Origin of the sequence: Massilia glaciei, from assembly GCF_003011895.2 — a bacterium.
Lineage (GTDB): Bacteria > Pseudomonadota > Gammaproteobacteria > Burkholderiales > Burkholderiaceae_D > Telluria_A > Telluria_A glaciei.
The window spans coordinates 1-25,125 of the sequence record NZ_PXWF02000309.1 but is presented as its reverse complement, the minus strand read 5'-3'; the positions used below and the strand labels follow the sequence as shown (position 1 = coordinate 25,125).

21 protein-coding genes and 3 pseudogenes are annotated in these 25,125 nt (G+C 67.7%); 16 read left to right on the top strand and 8 right to left on the bottom strand.

The features are described from left to right. Positions 1-9: 9 nt before the first annotated feature. Positions 10-3,120: an NAD(P)-binding protein gene (locus tag C7C56_RS24060; RefSeq protein WP_106759897.1), complete on the bottom strand. Its 3,111-nt coding sequence runs from the start codon at positions 3,118-3,120 to the stop codon at positions 10-12. Between the two features lie 228 nt (positions 3,121-3,348). Between C7C56_RS24060 and C7C56_RS24055 the strand changes: the two genes are divergently transcribed. From C7C56_RS24055 to C7C56_RS24045, 3 genes are all read left to right on the top strand, one after another. Further along, positions 3,349-3,969 (top strand): phosphohydrolase, encoded by a 621-nt coding sequence (locus C7C56_RS24055; RefSeq protein WP_229458960.1) that lies wholly within the window; start codon positions 3,349-3,351, stop codon positions 3,967-3,969. 215 nt (positions 3,970-4,184) lie between these two features. Next, a complete protein-coding gene (locus tag C7C56_RS24050) occupies positions 4,185-4,991 on the top strand; it encodes a hypothetical protein (protein WP_146204626.1) in 807 nt (268 codons plus the stop codon). 141 nt (positions 4,992-5,132) lie between these two features. Next, positions 5,133-6,026 (top strand): PAS domain-containing protein, encoded by an 894-nt coding sequence (locus tag C7C56_RS24045; protein WP_106759884.1) that lies wholly within the window; start codon positions 5,133-5,135, stop codon positions 6,024-6,026. A gap of 20 nt (positions 6,027-6,046) precedes the next feature. On the opposite strand, the gene C7C56_RS24040 is transcribed toward C7C56_RS24045, so the two are convergent. Further along, positions 6,047-8,146: an ATP-dependent helicase gene (locus tag C7C56_RS24040; protein WP_106759895.1), complete on the bottom strand. Its 2,100-nt coding sequence runs from the start codon at positions 8,144-8,146 to the stop codon at positions 6,047-6,049. A gap of 467 nt (positions 8,147-8,613) precedes the next feature. After that, entirely contained in the window at positions 8,614-8,841 is a 228-nt protein-coding gene (locus C7C56_RS24035; protein ID WP_106759883.1) for a hypothetical protein, read from the bottom strand. Between the two features lie 252 nt (positions 8,842-9,093). Here C7C56_RS24035 and C7C56_RS24030 point away from each other — a divergent pair, with 252 nt between their 5' ends. The 4 genes from C7C56_RS24030 (at position 9,094) to lon (ending at position 14,013) form a co-directional block, all read left to right on the top strand. Next, positions 9,094-9,315, top strand: coding sequence for a hypothetical protein (locus C7C56_RS24030; protein ID WP_229458959.1), 222 nt, complete (start codon positions 9,094-9,096; stop codon positions 9,313-9,315). A 61-nt stretch (positions 9,316-9,376) separates the two neighbouring features. Further along, complete coding sequence (locus C7C56_RS24025; RefSeq protein ID WP_267874733.1) at positions 9,377-10,477, top strand: DUF1353 domain-containing protein; 1,101 nt, start codon at positions 9,377-9,379, stop codon at positions 10,475-10,477. 100 nt (positions 10,478-10,577) lie between these two features. Beyond that, positions 10,578-11,414 carry an S-formylglutathione hydrolase gene (fghA, locus tag C7C56_RS24020; protein WP_106759881.1) on the top strand — a complete coding sequence of 279 codons (837 nt, stop codon included), beginning with the start codon at positions 10,578-10,580 and terminating at the stop codon, positions 11,412-11,414. Between the two features lie 76 nt (positions 11,415-11,490). Continuing rightward, entirely contained in the window at positions 11,491-14,013 is a 2,523-nt protein-coding gene (gene lon, locus C7C56_RS24015; RefSeq protein WP_106759893.1) for an endopeptidase La, read from the top strand. A gap of 215 nt (positions 14,014-14,228) precedes the next feature. Here the strand turns inward: lon and C7C56_RS24005 are convergent, their stop codons facing one another. Then, positions 14,229-14,819: an HdeD family acid-resistance protein gene (locus C7C56_RS24005; protein WP_106759880.1), complete on the bottom strand. Its 591-nt coding sequence runs from the start codon at positions 14,817-14,819 to the stop codon at positions 14,229-14,231. A gap of 243 nt (positions 14,820-15,062) precedes the next feature. Between C7C56_RS24005 and C7C56_RS24000 the strand changes: the two genes are divergently transcribed. From C7C56_RS24000 to C7C56_RS23980, 6 genes and pseudogenes are all read left to right on the top strand, one after another. After that, positions 15,063-15,542 (top strand): Hsp20/alpha crystallin family protein, encoded by a 480-nt coding sequence (locus C7C56_RS24000; RefSeq protein WP_146204624.1) that lies wholly within the window; start codon positions 15,063-15,065, stop codon positions 15,540-15,542. A gap of 338 nt (positions 15,543-15,880) precedes the next feature. Then, complete coding sequence (locus C7C56_RS23995; protein WP_106759878.1) at positions 15,881-16,588, top strand: phosphoribosyltransferase; 708 nt, start codon at positions 15,881-15,883, stop codon at positions 16,586-16,588. Beyond that, positions 16,585-17,796: an SRPBCC family protein gene (locus tag C7C56_RS23990; protein ID WP_106759877.1), complete on the top strand. Its 1,212-nt coding sequence runs from the start codon at positions 16,585-16,587 to the stop codon at positions 17,794-17,796. The genes C7C56_RS23995 and C7C56_RS23990 overlap by 4 nt, the downstream gene beginning before the upstream one ends. Positions 17,797-17,828: 32 nt before the next feature. Continuing rightward, a pseudogene (locus tag C7C56_RS30115) lies at positions 17,829-18,605 on the top strand (erythromycin esterase family protein); the annotation flags it as partial. 127 nt (positions 18,606-18,732) lie between these two features. Next, a pseudogene (locus tag C7C56_RS30110) lies at positions 18,733-19,180 on the top strand (erythromycin esterase family protein). Positions 19,181-19,599: 419 nt separating this feature from the next. Beyond that, positions 19,600-20,010: a hypothetical protein gene (locus C7C56_RS23980; protein ID WP_106759876.1), complete on the top strand. Its 411-nt coding sequence runs from the start codon at positions 19,600-19,602 to the stop codon at positions 20,008-20,010. 128 nt (positions 20,011-20,138) lie between these two features. On the opposite strand, the gene C7C56_RS23975 is transcribed toward C7C56_RS23980, so the two are convergent. From C7C56_RS23975 to C7C56_RS23965, 4 genes are all read right to left on the bottom strand, one after another. Then, complete coding sequence (locus C7C56_RS23975; RefSeq protein WP_106759875.1) at positions 20,139-20,660, bottom strand: GNAT family N-acetyltransferase; 522 nt, start codon at positions 20,658-20,660, stop codon at positions 20,139-20,141. Between the two features lie 38 nt (positions 20,661-20,698). Beyond that, entirely contained in the window at positions 20,699-21,511 is an 813-nt protein-coding gene (locus C7C56_RS23970) for an EcsC family protein (RefSeq protein WP_229458958.1), read from the bottom strand. 88 nt (positions 21,512-21,599) lie between these two features. Continuing rightward, positions 21,600-21,722: a hypothetical protein gene (locus C7C56_RS30395; RefSeq protein ID WP_267874732.1), complete on the bottom strand. Its 123-nt coding sequence runs from the start codon at positions 21,720-21,722 to the stop codon at positions 21,600-21,602. Between the two features lie 207 nt (positions 21,723-21,929). After that, entirely contained in the window at positions 21,930-22,628 is a 699-nt protein-coding gene (locus C7C56_RS23965) for a TetR/AcrR family transcriptional regulator (RefSeq protein WP_229458957.1), read from the bottom strand. 301 nt (positions 22,629-22,929) lie between these two features. Between C7C56_RS23965 and C7C56_RS23960 the strand changes: the two genes are divergently transcribed. From C7C56_RS23960 to C7C56_RS23950, 3 genes and pseudogenes are all read left to right on the top strand, one after another. Then, positions 22,930-23,841, top strand: coding sequence for a lipase family alpha/beta hydrolase (locus C7C56_RS23960; protein WP_106759874.1), 912 nt, complete (start codon positions 22,930-22,932; stop codon positions 23,839-23,841). Between the two features lie 11 nt (positions 23,842-23,852). Then, positions 23,853-24,782 carry a lipase secretion chaperone gene (locus C7C56_RS23955; RefSeq protein ID WP_106759873.1) on the top strand — a complete coding sequence of 310 codons (930 nt, stop codon included), beginning with the start codon at positions 23,853-23,855 and terminating at the stop codon, positions 24,780-24,782. A 56-nt stretch (positions 24,783-24,838) separates the two neighbouring features. Beyond that, a pseudogene (locus C7C56_RS23950) lies at positions 24,839-25,125 on the top strand (hypothetical protein); the annotation flags it as partial.

Sequence of the window (25,125 nt, the reverse complement as noted above, 5' to 3'; positions counted from 1 at the left end):
GGGGCCGGATCAGAAATCGGTCTCGCCATCGATATCGCGCGGGAAGCCGCACATCGCGCGCGAGGTCTGCATGCCCGCCATCACCGCCGCCTCCACGCAGCCCATATTGATGCCCGTCTTGATCCAGTCGCCCGTCAGGTACAGGTTCGAAAACCCGGAGCCGTCGGTGTCGAGCCGGTACACCGTGCTGCCCACGAGCGAGAGCACGTAGCGCTCCGACGGGTCGACGTTGGCGCGCCAGTACTGGCGGTCGAAACGGGCCGGCCCCATGCCGTCCTCGGGATCGACCAGCCAGTGCCAGGGGAAGCTCCCCTCGACCCCGGCCGCCGGCCACAGCGCGCCGATCTGGGTGGCCAGCTGCCCCACGGCGCCGTGCTTGGCGAGCGCGGCGCAGCGCGCCGGGAAGGTGGTGTCGGACTGCGGCGGATAGCTCGCCATCGGCAAGGCGCTGCAGAAATACGAGACGTTCTTCGGCGTGTAGGTCGAGGGCCACTCCTCGCGCTCGAGCAACTGGTCCATCGGGGCCCAGGTGTCGTACGGCTCGCTGAAGGCGCTCAGCACGGGCTGCTGCCCGCCCGGCTGGTGGGTCCAGCCCATCTGCGCCAGGTCCCTGTCGAGCCAGACCTGGTAGGCCTGCGTGGCCACCGTCTGCACCTTGTTCGCGGTCGCCCGCAGGGACGGGCCGCGCGCCAGCAGTTTCGGGCACAGCATCGGCAGCGATCCGACCGAGATGCCAAACACGACCCGGTCGAAATCGCGCCCGCGCTTGAGCGTCACCGTCGGCAGCGGCTTGTCGAAGCGCTCCCGGTACTGCGCCGGCCAGTCGCTCCAGTACGATTCGAGGTTGATGTCCTTCTCGCGCAGCAGGGCCGCCTGCTCCGCATCGATCTGCGTGTAATCGGGGCCGTTCGGCCAGCACGCCAGGTCCTTGACCGTCACCAGCGGCTGGTAGTGGCCCGCCGCCAGCGCGACCTGCTCGGTCATGCGGACGCTGCCGACGCCGTCATTGTCGGGCACCAGCTCCTCGACCCGGTGGAAGAACTTGAACTTGACGCCGCGCGCGACCAGCACCTGGTAGAGCGGCGTGAAGACGGTGTCGCCCATCCCCGCCTGCATCTTGAACATGATCCCGCCCTTATAGGCGAAACCGATGCGCAGCATCGCGCGCAGCATGGTGCCCGCCTCCACGTTGGGCCGGTCGAAGTCGCCGTCCTGGTAGGCGAACACCAGGTCGTAGAAGGCGCGGATCGGCGCCGAGTCGACGCACAGGGCCTGGTCGCCGCCATGGCGCTTGAGCCAGGCGCGCAGGTCGACGTCGTTGATGACGTCGAAGCCGTTGCGGAACACGCCGTCCTGGAGCAGGCCCTTCATGACCGTGAGCGAGAGGTCGAGCACGGTGAGCAGGCGCCGCACCTCGTCGTTGTCGATCACGCCGTCGTCGTAGCGCAGGTGCAGGCTCTTGCGGATGCCGGCCAGCGTGGCCGCCATCAGCGAATGGCGCGACTGCGGATGCTCGCGCGAGTCGCCCGCGAGCCCCTCGGCCATGTTCAGCAACGCGTCGTACGACAAGGTCAGGTCGAGCGCCAGTTCGCGCGCCTCGGCCGCGACCGCGCCGGCCAGCTGGTGCATCCAGGCCGGCAGGGAGTCGCCGAACTCCTCCTCCGGGCTTTGGATCCGGGTCGGCGCGATGCTGTTCAACTGCCCGAGCCACTCCCTGATCCAGGCGATCATCGCCTTGCCCAGCTGCCACAGCGACAGTTCCTGGTCGCCCGTGCCCGGCTCGCCCGGCAGGGTCGGGAACACCAGGTTCCAGACCCGCCACTCGGCGCCGACCTGCTCGGTCATGCTCACATAGTCGTGCTGCTTGAAGGCGTCACGCCAGCCCGCCAGCGGCGTGCCGGCCGGGCGCCCGAGGCTGTCGTAGGCGTCCTTGATCATGGCGAACGCGTTGGTGTAGAAGCCGAACCAGATGTGCAGGCCATGCTCCTCGATGCGCTGGCCCATCGCCGGGTTGCGCCCGCTGGCGCCCTTCCCGCCCAGGCGCCAGCCCTGCTGGTAGACGGTGATCTCGCGCTCGTTGTGCCAGCCCGGCTGCGCGCTCAGGTAGTAGGCGGCCGTCAGCGCCGACACGCCGCCGCCAAGAATGGCGATCTTCTCCGGCGCGATCGCCGAATTGTCGAGCAACTCCTCGCCCGGCTGGGCGGTGAAATCGAAATTGACGTGGAAAGGCAGGATCGCCGGCTGCGCGCCGATCTTGAAACCGAGCGTGTCGGCCAGCGGAAAACTGTCGAACGCGTGCAGCGTGCAGGTGTACTCGTAGCCGAGCAGTTTGACCGAGTGCACCTTGTCGATGGTCGCCGGCGCGGCCAGCAGGGCCTGGTACACGGCGCGCACGCCCGCGCTGTCGGGGAACTGCTTGAGGAAGATCTGCTCGATGCGCGGATTGGTCAGCAGCGACAGGATGTCGGCGACGCCCTTGGCGTCCATGTCGAAGAAGTCGGGCATCGACAGGAACAGCTCGACCGCCTCCTTGATCAGCTCGGGCAGGTCGCCGAGCACCTTGTGGGCGCCGCTGGTGTCGGTCGCGTCGACCTCGAGCAGCGCATGCAGGGCGATCTTGGTCTCGGGCGAAAACGGGTGGAAGCCCTTGGCCGCGAGCGAGCAGCGCAGCGGGTCGCTGCCGGGCGCCGGCATCTCGTACTCGCAGTCGAACTTGGGGTAGCCGAACAACTCGCGCCCGTTGACCAGCGCCATCGTGTCGTCGACGAAAATATGGAACGGGTACCAGTACAGGTGTTCGAGCTCGCCCTCCCGGTCCATGCGCCCGACCATGATCCAGGTGACGATGTCGATCTCGGTGATCCAGCCCTTGGCGGCGTCGACCGCCACGCCCGAATTGGCGTGCCCCACCTTGGTGAAGGTGAGCATCACGTACGGCGAGAGCGCCTTGAAACGCATGCGCGCGCCGGCCACCTGGTTGAGCGTGGCGTCGAGGCTGGCCTGCAGCTTGGCCAGCTCGCCCTTGACGAAATAGCCGAGCATCTCGGACTGCTTGAGCTGGAGCGGCGAATGCATCAGGACCGAACCGCCCTGATAGATATATGGTGGCCTGACTGTCATGGTTCCTGTCCCCTGTTGGTTTTGGTTTTCCTTCATGAACTCCCGTCCAGTGTATTTCAAAGGCAATATTTCGTCATGGGGAAAATGTGAATTCGCGCGGAACGGGGCGCGCCAATGTGTAAGATGAGGCAATCGCATTGCGACCGGCATCTCGCAATGGCTCCCACAGAGGATCTCGCACCGGATGCCCACATGGATGCCCACATGAATGCCCACATGGATGCCCACATGACACACGACACGCGCGCCTGGGTGCGCATGCCCTCGGGCCGGCGGCTCGACCTGCTCGACCCGACGCCGCTCGACTGGGAGGACCCCGACCTTGCGCTCGGGCTCGCCCGCACCTATCGCTGGGGCGGGCATTCGGCGTGGCCGCTGCCGCTGTCGGTGGCGCAGCATTCGATCACGGTCATGCACCTGCGCGGGGCGATGTCGCCGGGCGGCCTGTCGCCGCTGGCCGCGCTGCGCGAGTTGCTGCACGACGCCGAGGAGGGCTTGCTCGGATTCGACGCGATATCGGTCATCAAGCCGTTTCTGGGCGAGGGGTTCCGCGCCCTGACCATGCGGCTCGAAAGCGCGGTCGGTTTGCGCTACGGCCTGCCCGCATGGACCCCGCGCCAGTATGCCCTGCACAAGCGCGCCGACCGGCTGGCCGCGGCCAGCGAGGCGGTGCATGTGGTGGGCTGGTCGCCGCGGGAGGTGCGCGGCACCCTCAAGATCCGCGCCGTGCCCTTGCAGGACGACCCCTTGCAGCTTGTCTACGGCGGCGCCGCGTGGGAGCCATGGCCGCCGGCGCTGGCCCGCGACCGCTTTCTGGACGAACTCATCCGCCTCAAGCACCTGCTGTGAGCGCCGGCGCGGCGCGCCGCCGTCGCGCGCGCGCGCATACAAAAGCTTACAAACCTTACAGGTTCCGCCTTGCACACAAAGCGCCGCAACGCCGATAATCGGACCATCGCGCGCCGCGTTGCAGATCGAAGTGGCGAACGTGTGAAGAACCCGGAACGCGATGGCGCCCCGGGACCGGAAATGCAAATGCCCACCACCGAAGAGAGCAATTCACCATGCCTAATACATCACACGGACGCGTCCTGCGCGTCGCCACCCTGCTCATCATGGGTCTGACCGCGGGCGTCGCGGCGCACGCCCAGGCGCCGTACGACGCGTCGCCGAACGCCAGGGATGCGTATGCCGGGCGCGACGGGCGCGACTACCGCGACCAGCGCGACGCGCGCGACTACCGCGACTACCGCGACCAGCGCGGCCGCCGCAACGCCGCGCGCGAAGTCGACAGCGTGGTGTTTGGCAAAAACGGGAGGCGCGAAGGCGAATTCCGCCGGACCGGTCGCCGCCAATGGGAGGAAACCGACGCTTCGGGCCGGGTCAAATACCGGTTCGAGCAATTGCGCGGCGACGAAGCGACCATCCACCTGGTCGACCGTTCGCGCGGCGTGAACCTCGAACTGGACCTGCGTGCGCGCCAAGTGATGTTCAGCGACCGCCGCAACCGGCGCCATGCCATGTATCAAATCCTCATGGTTGGCGACGCGTCGTCGTCCCGGCCCGGCTATGGGCAACCGCAGGGGCAATCGCAGGAGGGGATGTCGACCCGCAACGTGCAGAGCGTGGTGTTCGGCAATGGCAGCCAGCGCAAAGGCGAGTTCCGCATGACGGGCCGGGGCCAGTGGCAGGAGCTCGACGCCTCGGGCCGTTTCAAATACGCTTTCAACGAGGTGCAGCGCGACGAAGGCGCGATCTACCTCGAGGACCGCGGGCGCGGCGTGGCACTGCAGTTGGATCTGCGCTCGGGCAAGGTGATGTTCAGCGACAACAACTCGCGCCCGATGTACGATGTGCTCGACGCCAACTAAAAACATGCCGCCGGTGCGATCCGGGCCGGCCGCCGGCGCGCCCCGCGCGCCGCCCCGGGCCACGCGCACGCATGTCCGGCGCTGCCGGCGACGGCAAAAAACACCTTTGACAAACCCCTCCCACTGCCTTAGTGTGGCCGCATGAACGCCACGGTTTCACGCGACGCGCCAAGCGACGAGCTGATCATCGAAGACGACGATCCGTCCGACGGCGCCGGCACGCCCGCGGCCGAACCGCCGCCGTGGCGCATCCTGATCGTCGATGACGATGTCGACGTGCACGTCGTCACCAAATTCGCGCTGAGCAACACCGGCTTCCAGGGCCGCCGCCTGAGCTTCCTGCACGCCTACAGCGGCAAGGAGGCGCTCGACGTCATGCGCAAGACGCCCGATGTGGCGCTGATGCTTCTCGACGTCATCATGGAGACGTCCGACGCCGGCCTGCTCGTCGCGCGCGAGGTGCGCGAGACGCTCCACAACGAGCTCGTGCGCATCGTGCTGCGCACCGGCCAGCCGGGCCAGTCGTTCGAACACAGCATCATCGTCGACTACGACATCAACGATTTCTGGTGCAAGGCCGATCTCACCACGCGCAAGCTGTTCACCACGGTCATCACATCGCTGCGCGCCTACGGCACCTTGCTGGCGGGCTCGGCGGCGCGCGACGCGATCCTCGCCGAGCTGGCCAGGGCGCGGCAGGTGCAGGCCGCGCTCGACCGGCATTCTTTGCTGCTCACGCTCGACGCGCACGGCACCATCGTCGAGGCCAACGACAAACTGTGCGCGGTGTTCGGCATCGCGCGCGAGGCGCTCGTCGGGCGCGACCTGCACGCGCTCCATCCCGGCCCCCTGCCCGAGCCCATCGCCGGCGAGATCGCGCGCGCGCTGCGGCGCACCGGCGGCTGGGCCGGCGACATCCACACGGCCGCGCGCGACGGCACCCCGATCGCGCTGCGCTGCGCCGTGCTCGCGTTCAAGGACGCGCACGGCCAGACCACGCGCCATGTGGCCGTGGGCACGCCGCTGGACCGGTAGGCGGCGCCCGCGGCGCCGGTTTATTTCCAGGCGCCGCGGGCGCGCTCGCGCACCAGCATGCGCACGCTGTCGGGCATCGGCGCCGTGCCCTTGGCCGCGTCGGCCGTGATCCAGACACACTGCTCGAAATGCCGGAGCATGGCCGGGCTCACGAACCGGCTGCGCGCGGCGTACACGTGGCGGTCGCCCAGCTGCGACTGCTGCTTGATGAAGAACCGGTTCGGCACCACCAGGTGCAGGTGCTCCCTGGCGCGCGTCATGGCCACGTACAGCAGGCGCCGTTCCTCCTCGATATCGGCGGTGTTGCCGGTCGCCATGTCCGACGGGATGCAGCCGTCGACCACGTTGAGCACGTGCACCGACTTCCATTCCTGCCCCTTGGCCGAATGGATGGTCGACAAGATCAGGTAATCCTCGTCGAGCAGCGGCGGCCCGGCGCGGTCGCTGGTGGCCTCGGGCGGGTCGAGCGTGATCTCGGCCAGGAAACGCTCGCGCGAGGCGTAGCCGCCCGCCAACTGCGCCAGTTGTTCGACGTCGGCGGCGCGCACCTGCGCGTCGTCGTGCATGCGCTCGAGCTGGGGCAGGTACCAGTTTTTGACGAGCTCGATGTCCTCGGGCCAGCGCAGCCCGGGCGCGCGCAGCGCGCGGTACAGCGCGACGAAGGCCTGCCACTCGCCGCCGCTCCTGGCCGGCGCGGCGAACCGCTCCACCGCCAGGGCCGCCTCGGGGGCCTCGCCGACGGCGTCGAGCAGCCTGCCCGCGGTCGCCGGGCCGATGCCGGGAATTAACTGCGCGACGCGGAATCCGGCCATGCGCCCGCACGGGTTCTGGGCGAAGCGCAGCACCGCCAGCACGTCCTTGATGTGCGCCGCCTCGAGGAATTTGAGCCCGCCGAATTTGACGAAGGGAATGTTGCGGCGCATCAGTTCGAGTTCGAGCGCGGCGCTGTGGCTGGCCGCGCGGAACAGCACCGCCTGCGACTTGAGCGTGATGCCGGCCTCGCGGTGTTCGAGCACCCGGTTGCAGACCCAGCGCGCCTGTTCGGCCTCGTCGGGGATGAGCACCAGTTGCGGGCGCGCGGTCGAGGCCTTGTCGGTCCACAGGGTCTTGGCGTGCCGCTCGAGCGCGCCGGCGATCAGCGCGTTCGAGGCGTCGAGGATCGGCTGGGTCGAGCGGTAGTTGCGCTCGAGCGTGAGCACGCGGGCCGGTTGGCCGGGCGTCCCGAACTGCTTCGGAAAATCGAGGATGTTGCGCACCGTGGCGCCGCGGAACGAATAGATCGACTGGGCGTCGTCGCCGACCACCATCAAGCCCTGCCCGCTCGGCTTCATGCCCATCAGGATGGCCGCCTGCAGCCGGTTGGTGTCCTGGTATTCGTCGACCAGCACATGGTCGAACAGGCCGCCGAGCTCGACGCCCAGCTCCGGGTCGGCCGCCATCTCGGACCAGAACAGCAGCAGGTCGTCGTAGTCGAGCACGTTCTGCTCCTGCTTGGCGTCGACATAGGCGCCGAACAGGGTCTTGAGCTCGGCCTCCCATTCGCCGCACCACGGGAAGCTGCCTTGCAGCACCAGCGCCAGCGGCTGCCCGCTGTTGACCACGCGCGAATAGATCGACAGGCAGGTGCCCTTGAGCGGGAAGCGCTTCTGGGTCTGGGTCAGGCCGGTCTCGTGGCGCACCAGGCCCATCAGGTCCTCGGAGTCGCCCCGGTCGTGGATCGTGAACGAGTCCTCGAGCCCGATGCGCCCCGCGTATTGCCGCAGCAATCTGGCGCCGATGCTGTGGAAGGTGCCGGCCCACGGCAGGCTGGCCGGAGGCTGGGCGCCGCCGCGTCCCATCACGCGCTGCAGCACGCTGCCGGCGCGGTGCGCCATCTCGCCCGCGGCGCGGCGCGAAAAGGTCAGCAGCAAGATGCGCTGCGGGTCGGCGCCGCCAATGATCAGGCGCGCCACGCGGTGCGCCAGGGTGTTGGTCTTGCCGGAGCCGGCGCCGGCGATCACCAGCAGCGGGCGCGAGACGCCGTCGGCGGCGCCGATGTCGTGCTCGACGGCGGCGCGCTGCTCGGGGTTGAGGCTGGCGAACGGGTCGTCGGGGACAGTCGGGGCAATTACGGCGCGCATCGCGGGCATTCGTTCGGGGACGGGCCTTGACTGTACATTTATCCAGTAGTGGAAGGCAAGGGAATTCACGGCCGCGTGCGGGTGACAGACATTACCAATTTGTCAAGGGCGCATCGAATTTGGCGCCTGCCTTGCGCGATCTCAGCTAAGTAGCCGATTATTAAGGGGTTTTTCAGATATCCACAATCGCTGTGGATAACTTTGTGGATAAGCCGCTCTTGACACCCCGCAAGCCAGTCTTTATGCGGGTTTCAACAAAATGCTCATTCGGAAGGCAGAAAAAACCACCTTTAAAATCAATCACTTGCAAAGTCAATGGACGAAGCGAAAAAAAAGTGTAATTTTTCGGCGCATTTTTTTATGTGCATAAGCGGCCGCGCGGCATGCTTGGAAACGCACCCATAACGATACAATAATTACAACATTTCCAGCGGAGGCGGGCGCGGGAGGGGCCCGCGCCGCCGCGCTCAGGAACAAGGGACGCCGCGGCGCAGGCGTGGCTCGAGCAGCACGCGGGCGATGACCTCGGGATCGATATCGTGGGAACGCAGATATTCCAGCGCGGACATGGTGTTCCGGCTCTCCTGCACCAGGATGCCGTAGTCGACGATATCGCGCCGCGCAATGTCGCGCCGCTCGTACTGGGCCTGGGCGACCTCGGACGCGCCCGCTGTGTTGCGCCTGTTTCGATTCATCGCAATGTCCTTCGATCAAGTGGGGTTGATCTTGCCGTCTCAAGAGTATCCAACAATAAATTCCAAAGTCAATGTCAGCTTCCCATCGTCGATCGAAAAATTCCCATGTCCCTCAAGGGAACATTTCTTCCTCGTTTATGGTCGCGCGACAAGGCGGCGCACAACAAGGGGCGCACAACAAGGGGGGGCGCAACAAGGAGCCGGTCCTCGCGCGCGCCGCGCGCCCGCCGGCGGGCCTAGAATCGGAACCAGATGGCAGACCTGTTTAGCGAGGACATCATGAGCACTCCGACCGGACCCGAACAAGAACGTGAGCAACCCCTCAAACCCGGCGACGAGGCCAAGCCCGGCACGCTGGGCGCGGCCGAAGGCATCTGCGACCGTTGCGGCGGCAAAGGCACCCTCGCCGATGGCGCCGAATGCCCCGAGTGCGACGGCACCGGCCGCGTGATGCGCGGCATCGGGGGCGGCTAGCGCCGCCGGGCAAACCGGCGGGCGGGCCGACAATAGCTGGTGGACCCGCCCCTGGCATGCCCTGCGCCCCCCGCCCGGCGCGGCCGCGGCGTACCTCGTCGAACAGCATCATTGGCTCACCCAGGCCCAGTTCAACCAATCCATTGCGCTGGCACAAGCCTCGCCCGGTGAGAACGTCCTGTTTGTGCCGCTCTTGGGCTGGCACGTCGGCATGAATGCCGGTAGCATTGGATTGGCCACGCCCGGCGTCGCGGCGACCATGCTTGGCATTTTGACCGTCGCGCATGCTGGCCCACGCGGCGGCCAGTCGGGGCACCGCAACCGCGACTTGCGCGACTTGCGCGCCTTCAAGCCAGGCATGGCGACGGTCGTGATCGCGCTGCTGCGCTCGACCGGTTGGATGCCCGCTGGCGGCGCGCCCGCGCCCGCGTGGCGCGCGTGGGTGCGGGCCCTTGTCAGCGCCATGCCGCTGTGGCGATCCGGCATCCACCTTCCGCGGGCGTTTGCAGCGGGCGCCGCAGCGGGCGCCGCGGCGGGCGCGCTGCGGCCGGTCCAAAGCAACGCGGCGGCGCGCGATGTTCATGGGAGGGCGCACAGCATGGGCAATGGAACTTTCTCCGGAAACCCCGTCACGGAATGGCTCACCGATGGAGCCGAAGACCGCAACATGCGCCTGGTCGCGCCCTTCTGGTACCTCGATCCGCAAGGACGCCGCTGGGATGCGCCCGCGGGCAGCATCATCGACGGCGCCAGCATTCCGCGCACGCTGTGGGCCTCGGTCGGCAGTCCGTTCACCGGCTCTTACCGGCGCGCGTCGATCATCCACGACGTCGCGGTGCTGACCCCGAGCATCGTGCGCGGCGACGCCGACAGCATGTTCTTCAGCGCCTGCCTGGCCGGCGGTTGCACCATGTTGCAGGGCAAGCTGCTGTACGCGGGCGTGCGGCTGGGCGCCTGGGCCGACGAGAACCCGGTGTTCGCGCTCGGGATGAGCGCGGCGCCGGCCGACGGCTTCCCCCTGCCGGGCCAGCAATCACCGCAGGAACTCGCGGTGCGCGCGCTCTACACCGTGCTCGCCGGCGACCTGCAACGCACCGGCGACGACTTCGCCGCGATCCGCGCCGCGGTCGAGCGCCGCCTCGCCAAGCCGGGCCGGCGCTGAGGCCCCCGCCCCCCGCCCCGGGCCTTGCCCGGGCGATCCGCGTTGCCAAGGCGGCCGGCAAGGGGGCATACTGGCGCCAGTCGACCAACCGGGACCCTTTATGCTTGAATTGCTCAGCGAACACGCCTGTTTTGGCGGCGTGCAGCGTTTTTATCGCCACCAATCGGCCTCCATTGGCTTGCCGATGCGCTTTTCCGCCTTCATTCCGGCCGCGGCGGCGAGCGGACGCATGCCCGCCCTGTTTTATCTCGCGGGCCTGACCTGCACCGAAGAAACCTTTCCGGCCAAGGGCGGCGGCCAGCGCGTGGCCGCCGAGCAAGGCATGATCCTGATCGCGCCCGACACCAGTCCGCGCGGCGCCGGCGTCGAGGGCGAGGACGCGGCCTGGGATTTCGGGGCCGGCGCGGGCTTCTATGTCGACGCCACCACCGAGCCGTGGAGCAGGCATTACCGGATGTACAGCTACATCATCGAGCTGCGCGAGCTGGTCGTGGCGCAATTGCCGGTCGACCCTGGCCGGATCGGCATTTTCGGCCATTCAATGGGCGGGCACGGTGCCCTGGTGCTGGGCCTGCGCAACCGCGATCTGTTCCGCTCGGTGTCGGCGTTCGCGCCGATCGCCGCGCCCAGCAAGTGCCCGTGGGGGCAGAAGGCGTTCGGCGGCTACCTTGGGCCGGCCCCCGAGGCCTGGCAGCAATACGACGCGAGCGCCCTGATGGCGACGATGAGCTCGCCCTATCCGAACGGCATCCTGATCGACCAGGGGATGGGCGACAAATTCCTCGCCGAGCAGCTCCATCCCGAGGCGTTCGAGCATGCCTGCGTGCTCGCCGGCCAGCCGCTGACGCTGCGCCGCCACGCCGTGTACGACCACGGCTACTACTTCATTTCGACCTTCATGGAGGAGCATCTGCGCTTCCACGGCGCCCGCCTCTGAGGCGGCGGCGCATCGGCCAGAACCAAGCCGTGCGCCGCCGGTCAAACCGGTCATGCCCAACGACCGGAGCGACGCGATGAATGTCGAACACGAGCGGTCCCAACAAAAAGCCACCGACGGCGCTGCCGGGCCCGACCCCGGCGCGCGGAGCGGCCCGGTGTTGCCGCCCGACGCGGTCATCGTGGTACCGGTGCGCAACGTCATCGTCTTCCCCGGCATCGTCACCCCGATCAACATCGGCCGCGAGCGCACCATCGCCGCCGCCCGGGAGGCGGTGCGCGGCGAGCGCCAGGTCGGCGTGCTGCTCCAGCGCGAACCCGACGCCGACGCGCCCCTGCCCGAACAGCTGCACCAGATCGGCACGCTCGCGAGCATCGTGCGCTACGTGACGGCGCAAGACAACAGCCACCACATCGTGTGCCAGGGGCACCAGCGCTTCCGCGTCATCGAATTCCTCAACGACTACCCGTTTTACGCGGCGCGCGTGCAGCTGTTGCCCGAGGCGCAGGAGAACACGGCCGAAATCCAGGCCCTCCTGCTCCAGCTCAAACAGCGTTCGACCGAAATCCTCGGCCTGCTGCCGCAGGTGCCGGCCGAGCTGTCGCGCTCGGTGCAGGGCATCACCTCGGCCGCCGCGTACGCCGACTTCATCGCCGGCCTGCTCGACATCACCGTGCAGGAGAAGCAAGACGTGCTCGAGACGCTCGACCTGCCGAAACGGCTCGCGAAGGTGCTCGCGTTCCTGGTCCACCGCATCGAGGTGCTGCGCCTGTCCGAACAGATCAAGCAAGAAACCAAGGAGCGCATGGACGAGCACCAGCGCGAGTTCATGCTGCGCGAACAGCTCAAAACGATCCAGAACGCGCTCGGCGGCGCCGAGGGCGGCAACGCCGAGCTGGCCGACCTCAGAGAGGCGGTCGCCAAGGCCGGCATTCCCGAGGAGGCCAACACGCATGCGCTCAAAGAGTTGCGCCGCCTCGAAAAAATGTCCGACGCCTCGGTCGAATACTCGATGCTGCGCACCTATCTCGAGTGGCTCACCGAACTGCCGTGGGCGGCCGAGAGCGAGGACAAGATCGACCTCGCGCACGCGCGCCAGATCCTCGACGAGGACCACTTCGGCCTCGACAAGGTCAAGCGCCGCATCCTCGAGTATCTCGCGGTGCGCAAGCTCAAGCCGCAGGGCAAGGGCCCGATCCTGTGCTTCGTCGGTCCGCCCGGTGTGGGCAAGACCTCGCTCGGCCAGAGCATCGCGCGCGCCACGGGGCGCAAGTTCGTCCGCGTGAGCCTAGGCGGCACGCACGACGAGGCCGAGATCCGCGGCCACCGCCGCACCTATGTCGGCGCCCTGCCCGGCAACATCGTCCAGGCGATGCGCAAGGCGGGCACGCGCAACTGCGTGATGATGCTCGACGAGATCGACAAGCTCGGCGCCGGCTTCCACGGCGACCCGGCCGCGGCGCTGCTCGAGGTGCTCGACCCGGAGCAAAATTTCTCGTTCCGCGACAACTACCTCGGGGTGCCCTTCGACCTGTCCAAGGTGCTCTTCATCTGCACCGCCAACATGCTCGACACCCTGCCCGGCCCGCTGCGCGACCGGCTCGAGGTGATCTCCCTGCCCGGCTACACCGACGCCGAAAAGGTGCAGATCGCGCGCCGCTACCTGGTGGCGCGCCAGCTCGACGCCAACGGCCTGCAGCCCGGGCAGTGCGGCATCACCGACGCCGCGCTCGAGGCCCTCGTCACCGACTACACGCGCGAGGCCGGCGTGCGCAACCTCGAGCGCGAACTGGGCGGCGTGTGCCGGCACGCGGCGGTGCGCATCGCCGAGGGCGAAGCCGGACGGGTCGCGGTCGACGCGCCGGACCTGGCGGCCATCCTCGGCCCGAAAAAATTCGAGAGCGAACTGGCCATGCGCACCAGCCTGCCCGGGGTCGCCACCGGCCTGGCCTGGACGCCCGTCGGCGGCGACATCCTGTTCGTCGAGGCGAGCCGCGTCGCGGGCAGCGGCAGGTTGATCCTGACGGGCCAGCTCGGCGATGTAATGAAAGAAAGCGCGCAGGCCGCGCTGACGCTGGTCAAGGCGCACGACGCGGCCTTCCATTTCGGGCGCGACCTGTTCCGCCGCAGCGACATCCATGTGCACGTGCCGGCCGGCGCGATCCCCAAGGACGGGCCGAGCGCGGGCGTGGCCGTGTTTGTCGCGCTCGTCTCGCTGGCGCTGCAGACGCCGGTGCGCAGCGATTGCGCGATGACGGGCGAGATCAGCCTGCGCGGCCTGGTGCTGCCGGTGGGAGGCATCAAAGAGAAGGTGCTTGCCGCGCAGCGCGCCGGCATCTCGACCGTGCTGCTGCCGGCCCGCAACGAGAAGGACATCGAGGAGATCCCCGAGGACGCGCGCCGCCAACTGCGTTTCGTCTGGCTCAACACGGTAGACGATGCGATCCGCGAGGCGATCGGCGTGGCGCCGGACGCGGACGCGGACGCGGCGAACCCGCCGGGCGCGCGCAGCTTGGCGCGCCAAGACTACCAGCCCGACCACCATCGAGACGACCCGGACCCGGGCGCGCCGCGCGCGGGCGGCGGCGCGGTCCATTAGGATCCGGTTTTTTGGGGGACTTGGGGGCCTTGGGGTCAATTCGCCCCTTCGGGCCCTTCGGCTCCTTGTTCTCTTTCGGGCCCTTCGGCTCCTTCGGGTCATTCGGCTCCTTCGGGTCATTCGGCTCCTTTGGGTCATTCGGCTCCTTCGGGGCCTTCCGGCCCTTCGGGGCTTTCGCGTCGATTCGGGTTTGGTCAGGGCCGGCAGGGCGCCGCCTACCCGCCCTCTCGCGCCTGGCGCAGCGTCTGCCCCCCCCGACCGTGCGCCTCGCGCTCCCACGCCCGCACGCGCCAGGCCGCGGCAAGCAGCAAGACGCCGCTCGCGATCGCGTACAAGCTGATGAGCCACACGAGCGCGAGCGCGCCCGCCCCGGCGGGAAACAGCAGCACGATGGCGCCGAACAGGATCGACACCGCCCCGCCGAAGCCGAGCAGCACCTCGTTCTCGATGTGCTTGCGCAGGCGCACCGCGATCGCGATGTCGATCACGCCCGTGACGAGCGCGTTGGCGCCGATGAACAAGATCAGCACCAGCGAGGTGATGGTCGGGTAGGCCATCGCGCCGGCGGCCGCGGCAACGCTGGCCACGCCCAGAAGCAGCCACAGCCACCAGCTGCGGTCGCTCTTGCGGTGGCGCACGGCTGCGGCGATGCAGACGACCCCGCCGAGCAGGGCGAACGCGGCGAACAGGGCGACCAGCCAGAGCAGGGTCAGGCCCGGCCACATGGCCGCGAGCACGCCAAACAGCAGGGCGATGGCGCCGCGCAGGGCAAGCATTTTCCATGATCTCAATAGTGTTTCAGTCATAGGGCTTCCATGTGGTTGATCCGTTTTAGACCCCGCGGCACGCGCTTCGACGAACTCCCCGAATTGGCAGCTGCGATGTCTCAAAGGTGCGTCCGTTTGGGCGAAAATAGAAGCCGCCGGAAGGCCTTGAAAACACGCCCCGCGTGGCCTATAAATAGGGGAACGGGGCGGGGAAGCCCCCTGTCCCGGCGTATCTCCCGACGTCAGAACTTGCAGCGCAACCACTTGAAAGGAGGCAGGGAAATGAACATCGTTCGCAGAACCGCTTCGCCGTTGTCGACCTATCGTCCCGGCGCGATCGAAGACCAGTTCGGCCGCATGCTCGAAGACATGTTCGACAATTTCTTCGCACCGCTCGCGGCCGGCGGCGGGGCCGCGCGCCTGGCCGGCGACGGCGTCGGCGCGCCACGCCTGAACATCACCGAGAACGAAAACGCGTTCGAGGTGCAGGCCGAAATGCCCGGCGTGAAGAAGGAGGACGTGAAGGTGGCGATCGACGGCCAGCGCGTCACCCTCGAAGGTGAATCCAAACGCGAGGACGAACAGCGCGAGGGCGACCAGCTCGTCTACGCTGAGCGTTCGGTGCGCAAATTCACGCGCAGCTTCATGCTGCCGACCGAGGTCGACGATGCGGGCGCCGAGGCCCGCCTCGAAGACGGCGTCCTGAAACTGACGCTGCCGAAGAAGCAAGGCAGCGAAGCCAAACGCATCACGATCCAGTGAACGTCACGATCCAATAAGCATCACGATCCAGTGAGCGTCACGATCCAGTGAGCATCACGATCCAATAAGCATCACGATCCAATAAGCATCACGATCGAGTAAGCCAGGGTCCGGGGGCCGCGCAGCCGCGCCGGCCGCCTTCCCCAATTCATCATCGACCAGGCCTGCAACCGAAGCGCCATCCAGCCTGCATCCGTCCTGCGATCGACCCGCAGTCGGGCCAGCGATCGGGCCAGCGGCCAAGCGCGCCGTCCCGAACGGGTTTCTCCCTGATTTTTTTGCAACCAGGCGCGCCGGCGCCGGTCAAACCCATATCGGGTCATTTTCGGGAGCGTGGCATGCCGCAGGCACTCCGTTTCAAAAACCGCATGCAAGCGGGCAAGCTGCTCGCCGAGCGGCTCGGCGCCTATGCGGGCCGCGGCGAGGCCATCGTGCTGGCCCTGCCGCGCGGCGGCGTGCCGGTCGGCTTCGCCGTCGCCAGGGCGCTCGGGCTCGACTTCGACATCGTGCTCGTGCGCAAGCTCGGCATGCCCGGCCACGAGGAATACGCGATGGGCGCCGTCGGCAGCGGCGGCGTGCGCGTGCTGCAGCCCGGGCTCGCGGGCATGGGCGTGCCGGCCGCGGCGATAGAAGCGGCGACCGAGCGCGCCCTGCGCGAGATCGCGCGCCGCGAGCGCCTCTACCGGGGCGCGCGCCCGCCGCCGCAACTGTACGAGCGCGCCGTGATCCTCGTCGACGACGGGCTCGCCACCGGCGCGACCATGGTCGCCGCCGTCCACGTCGCGCGCCAGCAGGGGCCGGCGCGCATCGTCGTCGCCGTGCCCGTGGGCGCGCCCGACAGCTGCGAGGCGCTCGCCGCCGAGGTCGACGAGCTCGTTTGCCTGAGCATGCCCGCGCAATTCCACGCCGTGGGCAAGTGGTACACGCAATTCGACCAGACCAGCGACGAAGAGGTGCAAGACCTGCTCGCGCTGGCCTGGCGCGAGCACGTCCCGGCGCCCCCGGCGCCGCGCCCGAGCAACTTCACCTCCAAGGAGAGATCATGAAACAAACAAGCGAACGCGACCCCCAGCAACGGGGAGCTCTGGATAGCACCGCCAAGTGGGGCAAGCTGGCCGGCACGGCCGCCGTCGGCGCCCTGGCCATGTACCTGTTCGACCCCGAGCGCGGCAGGGACCGGCGCGCGCAATCGGGCCGGCAACTGCGGGGCATGGGAAAAAAAACCGGCACGGTGCTTGACCAAGCCATGAGCGGCGTCAAGCACCGCTTGGGCGGCGTGCGCGAGACCATGTCCCACCTCCAGCTGCGCGGCGACGCCGGCCAGCGCAGCCTGGTCGAGCATGTGCGCGCCGCGGTCGAGGACGCGGTGTCCAATCCAATGGCCCTGAGCATCGACGCCGAGGACGGGCGCGTCACGGTCGGCGGCCTGGTGCTCGACAGCGAGCGGCGCGGCCTGCTCGCCGCCGTGCGCGCCGTCAGCGGCGTGCGCGACGTCAACGACCGCACCGAAACGCTCGAGCGCCCCGAAGACAGCGCCGCCATCCGCAAGCTGACCGCCTCGTTCCAGGGCGCCGACGGCGCCTGGAAGCCCGTCGCCCGCAACGCGGCCATGGTCGGGGGCGGCGCCCTCGGCTTGTACGGCCTCATGCGCCGCTCGCCGATGGCGATGGTGCTCGGCCTGGCCGGGGTGGCGCTGATGGTGCGCAATATGCGCGGAGGCGACAAGTCGCAGGGCATGCGGCAGACGAGCGGCGCGCGCGACAAGGCCCAGACCGTTTCGTTCGAAAAAACCATCCACATCGACGCCGCGCCCGAACAGGTCTACGACTTCTGGAGCAACTACGAGAACTTCCCCCGCTTCATGTCCTACGTGGTCGAGGTGCGCGACCTCGGGCGCCAGCGCTCGCACTGGATCGTCAAGGGTCCCGGCGGCACCGAGTACCAATGGAACGCCGTGCTCACCGAAGCGTCGCGCCCGCGCCGACTGGCCTGGCGCAGCGAGCCCGGCGCCGAGGTCGAGAACGCCGGTTCGGTCGAGTTCGAGCCATCGCGCGGCGGCACCAGGGCCACCGTGCGCATGAGCTACAAACCGCCCGTCGGAGTCGTCGGACAAACCGTCGCGAAACTGCTGCGCACCGACCCGCAGCACGAGCTCGGGGCCGACCTGGCGCGCATGAAGAGCGCCATCGAACGCGGCATCACCCCGCGCGACATGGCGCAAGCGTCGGCGGGGGCCGGCAAGTCGCTGCATTGAGCGGCCATCGGGCCCGGCGGCCATCAACGACCATGGGCGCCGACACCAGCGCGCCACTGAGCGTGGCCATCGCCGCCGACGCGCACACGCTGTCGGGCGGGGCCGGTGATCTCGCGCCCCTGCTCGAGCTCGTCGGCGACGCGCGCTTCGTCCTGCTCGGCGAAGCGACCCATGGCACCCACGAGTTCTACGCCGAGCGCGCCCGCATCACGCAGCAGCTCGTCACCGAGAAGGGCTTCGACGCCGTCGCGGTCGAGGCCGAATGGCCCGACGCCTACCGGGTCAACCGCTACGTGCGGGGCCTGGGCAACGACGCCGACAGCGAACAGGCGCTGGCGGGATTCAAGCGCTTCCCAACCTGGATGTGGCGCAATGCCGACGTGTTCGCCTTCATCGATTGGCTGCATGCCTACAACAAATCCCTGCCGCCGCACGCAAGCATGGCCGGTTTCTACGGCCTCGATCTCTACAGTTTGTACACGTCGATCGGCGAAGTCCTGCACTACCTCGACCAGATCGATCCCAATGCGGCGCAGCGCGCCCGTCGTCGTTACGCGTGCTTCGAGCAATTCGGCAGCGACAGCCAACGCTATGGCTATGCGGCAAGCTTCGGCCTGTCGGCATCCTGCGAGAACGAGGTCATCGCCCAGTTGCTCGAAATGCAGGCGCACGCCGCCGACTACCTGCGCCACGACGGACATAAAGCGACGGACGAATTTTTCTACGCACAACAAAATGCCCGCTTGGTGATGAATGCCGAAGAGTACTACCGGGCGATGTTCCAAGGCCGTGTCTCATCCTGGAATTTGCGCGACCGGCACATGACCGAAATGCTCGATGCGCTGACGCGGCATCTCGCGCGCAGCAAGCGGCAAGCCGGCCAAGATAATCATATGGGAACACAATTCCCATATCGGCGACGCGAGCGCAACCGAAATGGGCGCGCGGGGCGAATGGACGGTCGGCCAATTGGCGCGCGCACTCTACGGCAACGAGACCCGCCTGATCGGCTTTTCCACCTACCAGGGAACCGTCACCGCCGCCTCCGAATGGGATGGCCCGGCCGAATGCAAGCGCGTGCGTCCCGCTATGGAGGGCAGTTATGAGCAGGTTTTCCATCAAACCGGCATCGATCGTTTCATGCTGCCTCTAAACGAAAATAAATCAGGTAGCCGAGGCCCTGTCGCAGCGCCGGCTCGAGCGCGCCATCGGCGTGCTCTACCTGCCCGAAACCGAACGCCAAAGCCACTATTTCCATGCCTTGCTGGCGCACCAGTTCGACGCCGTGCTCCACTTCGACACGACCGACGCCGTGCAGGCGCTGCCGACGACTCACCGCGAGCACGACGGCGAGGCGCCCGAAACCTACCCGATCGGCGTGTGAGCGGGCGGCATGCGCGGCGACGCCGCGATCGGGAACCGGATAGAAGCGCCGCTGCCGGCGTCCATCGCTGCGGTCTTTCCCTGCGGTCTTTCCCCGCAGTCTTTGCCCGCAGTTTTCCCTGCAGTCTTTCCCGGCAGTTTTCCCTCAAGTCTGTCCCTGCAGTTTTTCCCTGCGGCCTTCCCTGCAACCTTTCCCGCAGCCTTTCCTTGCGCCCTTTCCCTGCGGCCTTTCCCCGCCCGCAGCCCTTTCGCTGCAGTCTTTCCCTTAATCTTTCCCTGCAGTGCCTCCCAGTACAGCTGGGCGAGTCCGCTTCCGTGCAAGCCAGCGCGCCGACGCAGCGAACGCCGCCCAACGGCGATTAGATTGAGCAAGCACCGATCTGCCTGTAGAATCGTTTTTCCATCCATGCAAAGCGCCCGATGTCCGAGACCATCCCCTTCCCGATCCGCAAGGAGTGCCCTCCGGGCGCCTGCGTGTGCGATCGCGAGGTGTTGCTCAGCGATCCCGCGGCCGACCTGCGCGTGCTGTTCCTGACGCGCGAGGAAGAAAAGAAACTAATCGAGCGCATCGAGGGCCTGACCACCTACCCCGACCTCAGGAAACTCGAGGAGCGCCTGCTCGCCCTGCTCGGCATCACCTTGCGCATCACGCCGAGCGCGCGCGGGGTGCGCACCGTCCGCGGCTTGAACATCCAATTGCTCGAGCGCCCCGGCCTGTGCCGCAAGACGCGCGAAAACGTCCCCGCCGCGCTGCGCCGCTGCCTGACCAACAACCCAGAAATCGTGTACGCGCTGTTGAACGTCGACGGCCTGTTCGACGACTTCGACTAGGCCGGCGCGGCCCCCGGGGCGCCCATGCATTTTTGTATGGGAGCGCAACGAGCCATTCAGAAATGCATACCTAGGGAAAAATGCACACCCCCTGGCGACCTGGCTAAGGAGCAGCGAATGAACGACGCCTAAGCCGCCAGCCGCTTCCAGTAGATATGGGTGCCGCTCAAGCCGCCATGGGGCTTGAGCGCGTAATCGGGGATCGTGCCCGCGAGCGTGAAACCGAGCCCCTCGTACAATCCAGACGCGCCGCCCTCGGCGGCCGTGTCGAGCACGAGCAGCGTGCGTTTGCGTTCGCGCGCGATTTGCTCGGCCGCCCGCATCAGGGCGCCGGCGATGCCGCGCCCGCGGTGGCTCACCCGCGTCATCAACTTGGCGATCTCGGCGCGGTGCGGCTGGTTCGGCGGACAGTCGAGCAGCAAGGTGACGGTGCCGGCCAATACGTCGCCATCCCACGCGCCGAGCACCACACGCTCGCCGCGCCGCGCCGCCGCAAGCGACGAAGTCCAGAAAGCCGCCGCCGCCGCCGGAGCGAGCGGATGCATGAAGCTCACCGAGCCGCCGTTGGCGACGACCTCGACGAGGATCTCCCCCAGCGTGCCGGTCGTTTCCGGCGATGCCTCCAGGGGGTTGATGCGGATCTCAGGCATGAATGCGACTCCATCAAAAGGTCGGGGGAAACGCAAACCTACTTCGGCAGCGCCCGGTAAGCGGCGCTCACCACCTCGGGACCATACAGGCGCTCGAGCCGGCGCACCGTGAAATGCCCGCGCGCCATGTCCTGGAAGTGGTTGATGAACAGGGTGTTGACCAGCGCGCCACCGGCGGCCCCGAGCACGGGCACCATCATCGCCGCGGCCTTTTGCGACACCTGCACATTGAACTTGGCGGCGATCTGCGCGATCAGGCGCACCAGCGCCGGCGCGCTCTCTTGCGCGACGGCGTGTTTCGACAGGTAGGCCGTGGCCTCCGACATGGCGCGCGCCAGCGCCACGCGGGCGGCGAAGTAGCCGGACTCGCTGGCGTCGTCGTCCCCGCTTTTTCCGCCGAGCGAAAACACCATCAGGCAGGCGAGCTGCGCCTCGGGCGTGCCGAGCATCTCGCCGTTGGCGCGGCCGATGTCGGCGATCGAGCGCAACATTACCGTGGTCGAGACGGGCAGTTCGACCGCCAGCCCGGCGATGCCGAAGGCCCCGCCGAGCGCGCCAGTGACGGCCACGGCCACGCTGTGCATCTTGGGGTGCGATGTGTTGCCCGTCGGCAGCAAGGTCGCGTTGGCCACCTTGAAGCATTTGTTCAGGGACGCCGTCGTGACGGTCGAAATGCCCTTGCTCCAGGAAGCCGGCAGCGCCTTGACCGCGTTCTCGATCGGCATGCCGATCGCGTCGGTGACCCTGGCCATATAACTTGGATGTTCGAGCAACTGCTTGGCCTGCGCCAATGCGGCCAGGTCGGCGGCCGCCATCGGCCCGCCCTTGCCTTCGCTATGCATAGTTCCCATGTGACTACCCCCGCTGATCATCCGGCAAGCTGCCGTATTCCAAGGTAAGTATAGGCGAGTCGCCGGCGCCCTGCGCGCCAGATCCGAATCAGCGCGGTTCGATGCGCTCGCCCGAGCGCACCAGGGCCTCGAACCGCGCGGGGGCGAGCGGCTTGCTGTAGTAGTTCAACGCGGCCAGCTTGTGCCGGGTCTGCGACAGCCAGCCCTGCACGCTGTCCTCCATGCCCGCGATGGGCGCGGTGAAATCGCCCCGCCGAAAAGCGCTGTGCGCCGGTGCGGCTCGTCGGCCGGGCCGTCCAGGATATCGTTCAATTTGCGGCGCCCGCAGAGCAGCAAGGCCGCGCCATCTGCCGGCGTGTTTCGAGGCGGAAAATTTAACAATCGCCGGCGCCGGGCGGCGCCCGATCCGCGCGCGCCGTCAGCGCGCCGCGTTCAGGTGGCTGCGGATCAGGCCCAGGGCGCTGTCGGCGAAATCGTCGACACGCACCTTGGCGGCGCGGTATTTCCAGCGCTTCACGTACCAGTCTTCGGACAGGGCCAGGCAGTGGGCCGCGAGCAGGGTCGAGTCGCCCTCGGGCACCGGATCGAGCGCCTCGATCAGCGAGGCGAGCGCGGTCTGCAGCGACATCTCCGAATTCTTGGCCATGTTGCGCTGCTCGAAATCGAGCACGCGCGAGTCCATGTAGACGAAATAAAACCAGGGCTGCAGGATCTCGGACAGGTAGATCGAGGCGCGCACGACCGATTCGAGCCGCTGCGCGGGCACGGCCACCTGCTCGAACATGCGCGGCAACTCCTCGGTCGTGTGGCGCACCACGTCCTCGATCATTTCGGCGAGCTGGTCCTTGCTGTCGATATAGCCGTACAGGCCGCCCATCGACAAGCCCGTCTCGCGGCACAGGTCGCGCAGGCTCATGGCGCGGAAACCGACCTCGTTGGCCAGCTTGAAGGTCGCGCAAAACACGCGTTCGAGATTGTCGAGCGCGCTCTTGCGGCGCTTGACGCCGATGCGTTCGGCATTGTGGTCGACGATATAGGCCCAGATCGTCTCGCCGTTGAGCGGACTCATTTTTTGGAACTGGGCGAAGTCGAAGGTGGCGGGCAAGGACATGTCCATCAAGGCGTCTGCGGCCGTCAAAGTTGATTACAGGAACAATTATATCTCGGAAAAACCACAAATCACCTTGTCATCGATATAACTGCCGTGGATGTTGCGCCGCGTCATGCTTTTTCAAAAACGCGGTGCTACATTTAATAAACCGAGCGCTCGCTCTATTTTCTGGATGCATGTTTTTACACAGAATTTTGCGCGAAAAACACTGGCGCGCCCGGTGCCCGGCGCCCCGTCGAAAAGCGTTGGCGCCGGTCCAGGTCTCGACTTCACCAACATAAAACCTATACCTATATACGGAGATTAAATGAAGAATCGTTTCTGGAAGTGCCTCACGATCACCCTGGCCGCCCTGCTCGCCCTGCCGACGCCCTCCTGGGCGCTCGGCTACACCCAGACCAAACATCCCGTCGTGCTCGTGCACGGCCTGATGGGCTTCGACCGCCTCGGTCCGGTCGAATATTTCTACGGCATCCCCTCGGCCCTGCGCAGCGGCGGCGCCCGGGTCTACGTCACGTCGGTCTCGGCCGCCAACAGCACCGAGGTGCGCGGCGAGCAACTGCTGACCCAGGTCAAGCAAATCCTGGCCGCCAGCGGCGCCGCCAAGGTCAATTTGATCGGCCACAGCCATGGCGGCCCGACCGCGCGCTACGTGGCCTCGGTCCGTCCCGACCTGGTCGCCTCGGTCAGCACCGTGGCCGGCGTCAACAAGGGCTCGGTCGTGGCCGACATCCTCGTCGGCGCCGTGCCCAACGCCAGCGGCGCGCTCGTGAGCGCGGCCGGCGGCCTGATGACGTTCTTGTCGGGCGGCAGCGGCCTGCCGCAAAACGGCGGCGCCGCGCTGCGCTCCCTGAGCACGGCCGGCAGCGCCGCCTTCAACAGCCGCCATCCGCAGGGCTTGCCGACGACCGCCTGCGGCCAGGGCAGCAACTATGTCAACGGCGTCTATTATTTCTCGTGGAGCGGCGCGCAGCCCTACACCAATGTGTTCGACGCGATCGATCCGGTGTTCGCCTTGACCGGCCTGGCCTTCGGCGCCAAGAACGACGGCCTCGTCAGCAGCTGCTCGAGCCACCTCGGGCGCGTGATCCGCGACGACTACGGCATGAACCACGCCGACGAGATCAACCAGCTCATCGGCATCGTCAACCTGTTCGAAACGAGCCCGGTCACCGTGTTCCGCCAGCAAGCGAACCGCCTGCAAAGCCTCGGCCTGTAAGGAATAGCGCGATGCACACAAACGCAAAAATGGCAGGCGCCGCGGCGGCCGCGGTCGCGCTCGCCGTGCTCGGATTCATACTGACCGCGCCCGGACCGGCCGCGCCGCCGGCGGCGCCCGCCCCTGTTGCGTTTGTGCCGTCGATGGAGGGCACCCGGCCCGACGGCAACGTCGGCGCCGGCGCCGACGGCCAACTGGTCGTCGATGCCGAACTCGGTCACCTGTTCGACTACTACCTTGCCGGCCTCGGCGAACGCGACCTGGCCGCCATCACCACCGAAATCGAGCGCGAGCTCGAGCGCCGGCTCAAGCCCGGGCCGGCGGCCCAGGCCAAACGCCTGCTGGCGAGCTACCTCGCCTACAAGCGCGCCCTGCTCGCCGTCGAGCAGGCGCTGCCGCCCGAGGCCGACATGGTCAAGGCCGCGCGCGCCCGCCTCGCGGCCATGCAAAAACTGCGCGCCTCTTATTTCAGCGCGGCCGACAGCGCCGGCCTGTTCGGCGCGCGCGACGCCTACGACGCCGACGCCATCGCGCGCATCGCGCTCGCCCAGGACAACAGCCTGACCCCGGCCCAGCGCGAGGCCAAACTGGCCGCGCTCGACGCCAAACTCTCGCCGGCCATGCTGGCCGACCGCGCCGCGCCCGGGCAGGTCATGCGCACCGAGGAGACGGCGCGCCGGATGCGCGAGCAAGGCGCCAGCGCGGACGCGGTTTTCCAGATGCGCTCGGCGGCGATATCGCCCGAGGCCGCGCGCCGCCTGGGACAGTTGGACCAGGAGGAGGCGGCCTGGCAGGCCCGCATCGCCAGCTATCAGGGCTTGCGCGCCGACTTGCTCAAGGCACCGGCGGGCGATGCCCAGCAACTTGAGGCGCGCCTGCAGCAATTGCGCGCGGCCCACTTCACGGTCGAGGAGCAACGCCGTCTGGGCGCCTATGAATAATTAAGCGCCCCGGGCATCTTAGCTTTATGGCAAATATGCTGTTAGAATCGCCGCCGATGCCCTATTCCAACCCACCGCAACCCGCCCTGCGCTCCCTGGGCGGCCTGGCGGTCACCGTCGCCGTGCACGCCATCCTTCTGCTTGCCTGGCAAACCGCGCGGCGCGCCACGGCGCCCGAGGCCCCCTCCGACAATGCCGCGATGTTTGTGGTGCCGGCGCCGGTCTACATCCTGCCGCGCCCGCTCAAGCCGGTCAAGCCGGTCAAGCCGCTCAAGCCGCGCCTGCCGCCGGCGCCGCTTGCGCGGCCGGCCGGGGCGGTCGCGCGGTCCGGCCCGGCGCCGGC

Excerpts from the sequence above, each read along its gene's own strand:
- C7C56_RS24060 (WP_106759897.1), bottom strand. The coding sequence starts at position 3,120 with ATGACAGTCAGGCCACCATATATCTATCAGGGCGGTTCGGTCCTGATG.
- C7C56_RS24055 (WP_229458960.1), top strand. The coding sequence starts at position 3,349 with ATGACACACGACACGCGCGCCTGGGTGCGCATGCCCTCGGGCCGGCGG.
- C7C56_RS24050 (WP_146204626.1), top strand. The coding sequence starts at position 4,185 with ATGCCTAATACATCACACGGACGCGTCCTGCGCGTCGCCACCCTGCTC.
- C7C56_RS24045 (WP_106759884.1), top strand. The coding sequence starts at position 5,133 with ATGAACGCCACGGTTTCACGCGACGCGCCAAGCGACGAGCTGATCATC.
- C7C56_RS24040 (WP_106759895.1), bottom strand. The coding sequence starts at position 8,146 with ATGCGCGCCGTAATTGCCCCGACTGTCCCCGACGACCCGTTCGCCAGC.
- C7C56_RS24035 (WP_106759883.1), bottom strand. The coding sequence starts at position 8,841 with ATGAATCGAAACAGGCGCAACACAGCGGGCGCGTCCGAGGTCGCCCAG.
- C7C56_RS24030 (WP_229458959.1), top strand. The coding sequence starts at position 9,094 with ATGGCAGACCTGTTTAGCGAGGACATCATGAGCACTCCGACCGGACCC.
- fghA (WP_106759881.1), top strand. The coding sequence starts at position 10,578 with ATGCTTGAATTGCTCAGCGAACACGCCTGTTTTGGCGGCGTGCAGCGT.
- lon (WP_106759893.1), top strand. The coding sequence starts at position 11,491 with ATGAATGTCGAACACGAGCGGTCCCAACAAAAAGCCACCGACGGCGCT.
- C7C56_RS24005 (WP_106759880.1), bottom strand. The coding sequence starts at position 14,819 with ATGACTGAAACACTATTGAGATCATGGAAAATGCTTGCCCTGCGCGGC.
- C7C56_RS24000 (WP_146204624.1), top strand. The coding sequence starts at position 15,063 with ATGAACATCGTTCGCAGAACCGCTTCGCCGTTGTCGACCTATCGTCCC.
- C7C56_RS23995 (WP_106759878.1), top strand. The coding sequence starts at position 15,881 with ATGCCGCAGGCACTCCGTTTCAAAAACCGCATGCAAGCGGGCAAGCTG.
- C7C56_RS23990 (WP_106759877.1), top strand. The coding sequence starts at position 16,585 with ATGAAACAAACAAGCGAACGCGACCCCCAGCAACGGGGAGCTCTGGAT.
- C7C56_RS23980 (WP_106759876.1), top strand. The coding sequence starts at position 19,600 with ATGTCCGAGACCATCCCCTTCCCGATCCGCAAGGAGTGCCCTCCGGGC.
- C7C56_RS23975 (WP_106759875.1), bottom strand. The coding sequence starts at position 20,660 with ATGCCTGAGATCCGCATCAACCCCCTGGAGGCATCGCCGGAAACGACC.
- C7C56_RS23970 (WP_229458958.1), bottom strand. The coding sequence starts at position 21,511 with ATGGGAACTATGCATAGCGAAGGCAAGGGCGGGCCGATGGCGGCCGCC.
- C7C56_RS23965 (WP_229458957.1), bottom strand. The coding sequence starts at position 22,628 with ATGGACATGTCCTTGCCCGCCACCTTCGACTTCGCCCAGTTCCAAAAA.
- C7C56_RS23960 (WP_106759874.1), top strand. The coding sequence starts at position 22,930 with ATGAAGAATCGTTTCTGGAAGTGCCTCACGATCACCCTGGCCGCCCTG.
- C7C56_RS23955 (WP_106759873.1), top strand. The coding sequence starts at position 23,853 with ATGCACACAAACGCAAAAATGGCAGGCGCCGCGGCGGCCGCGGTCGCG.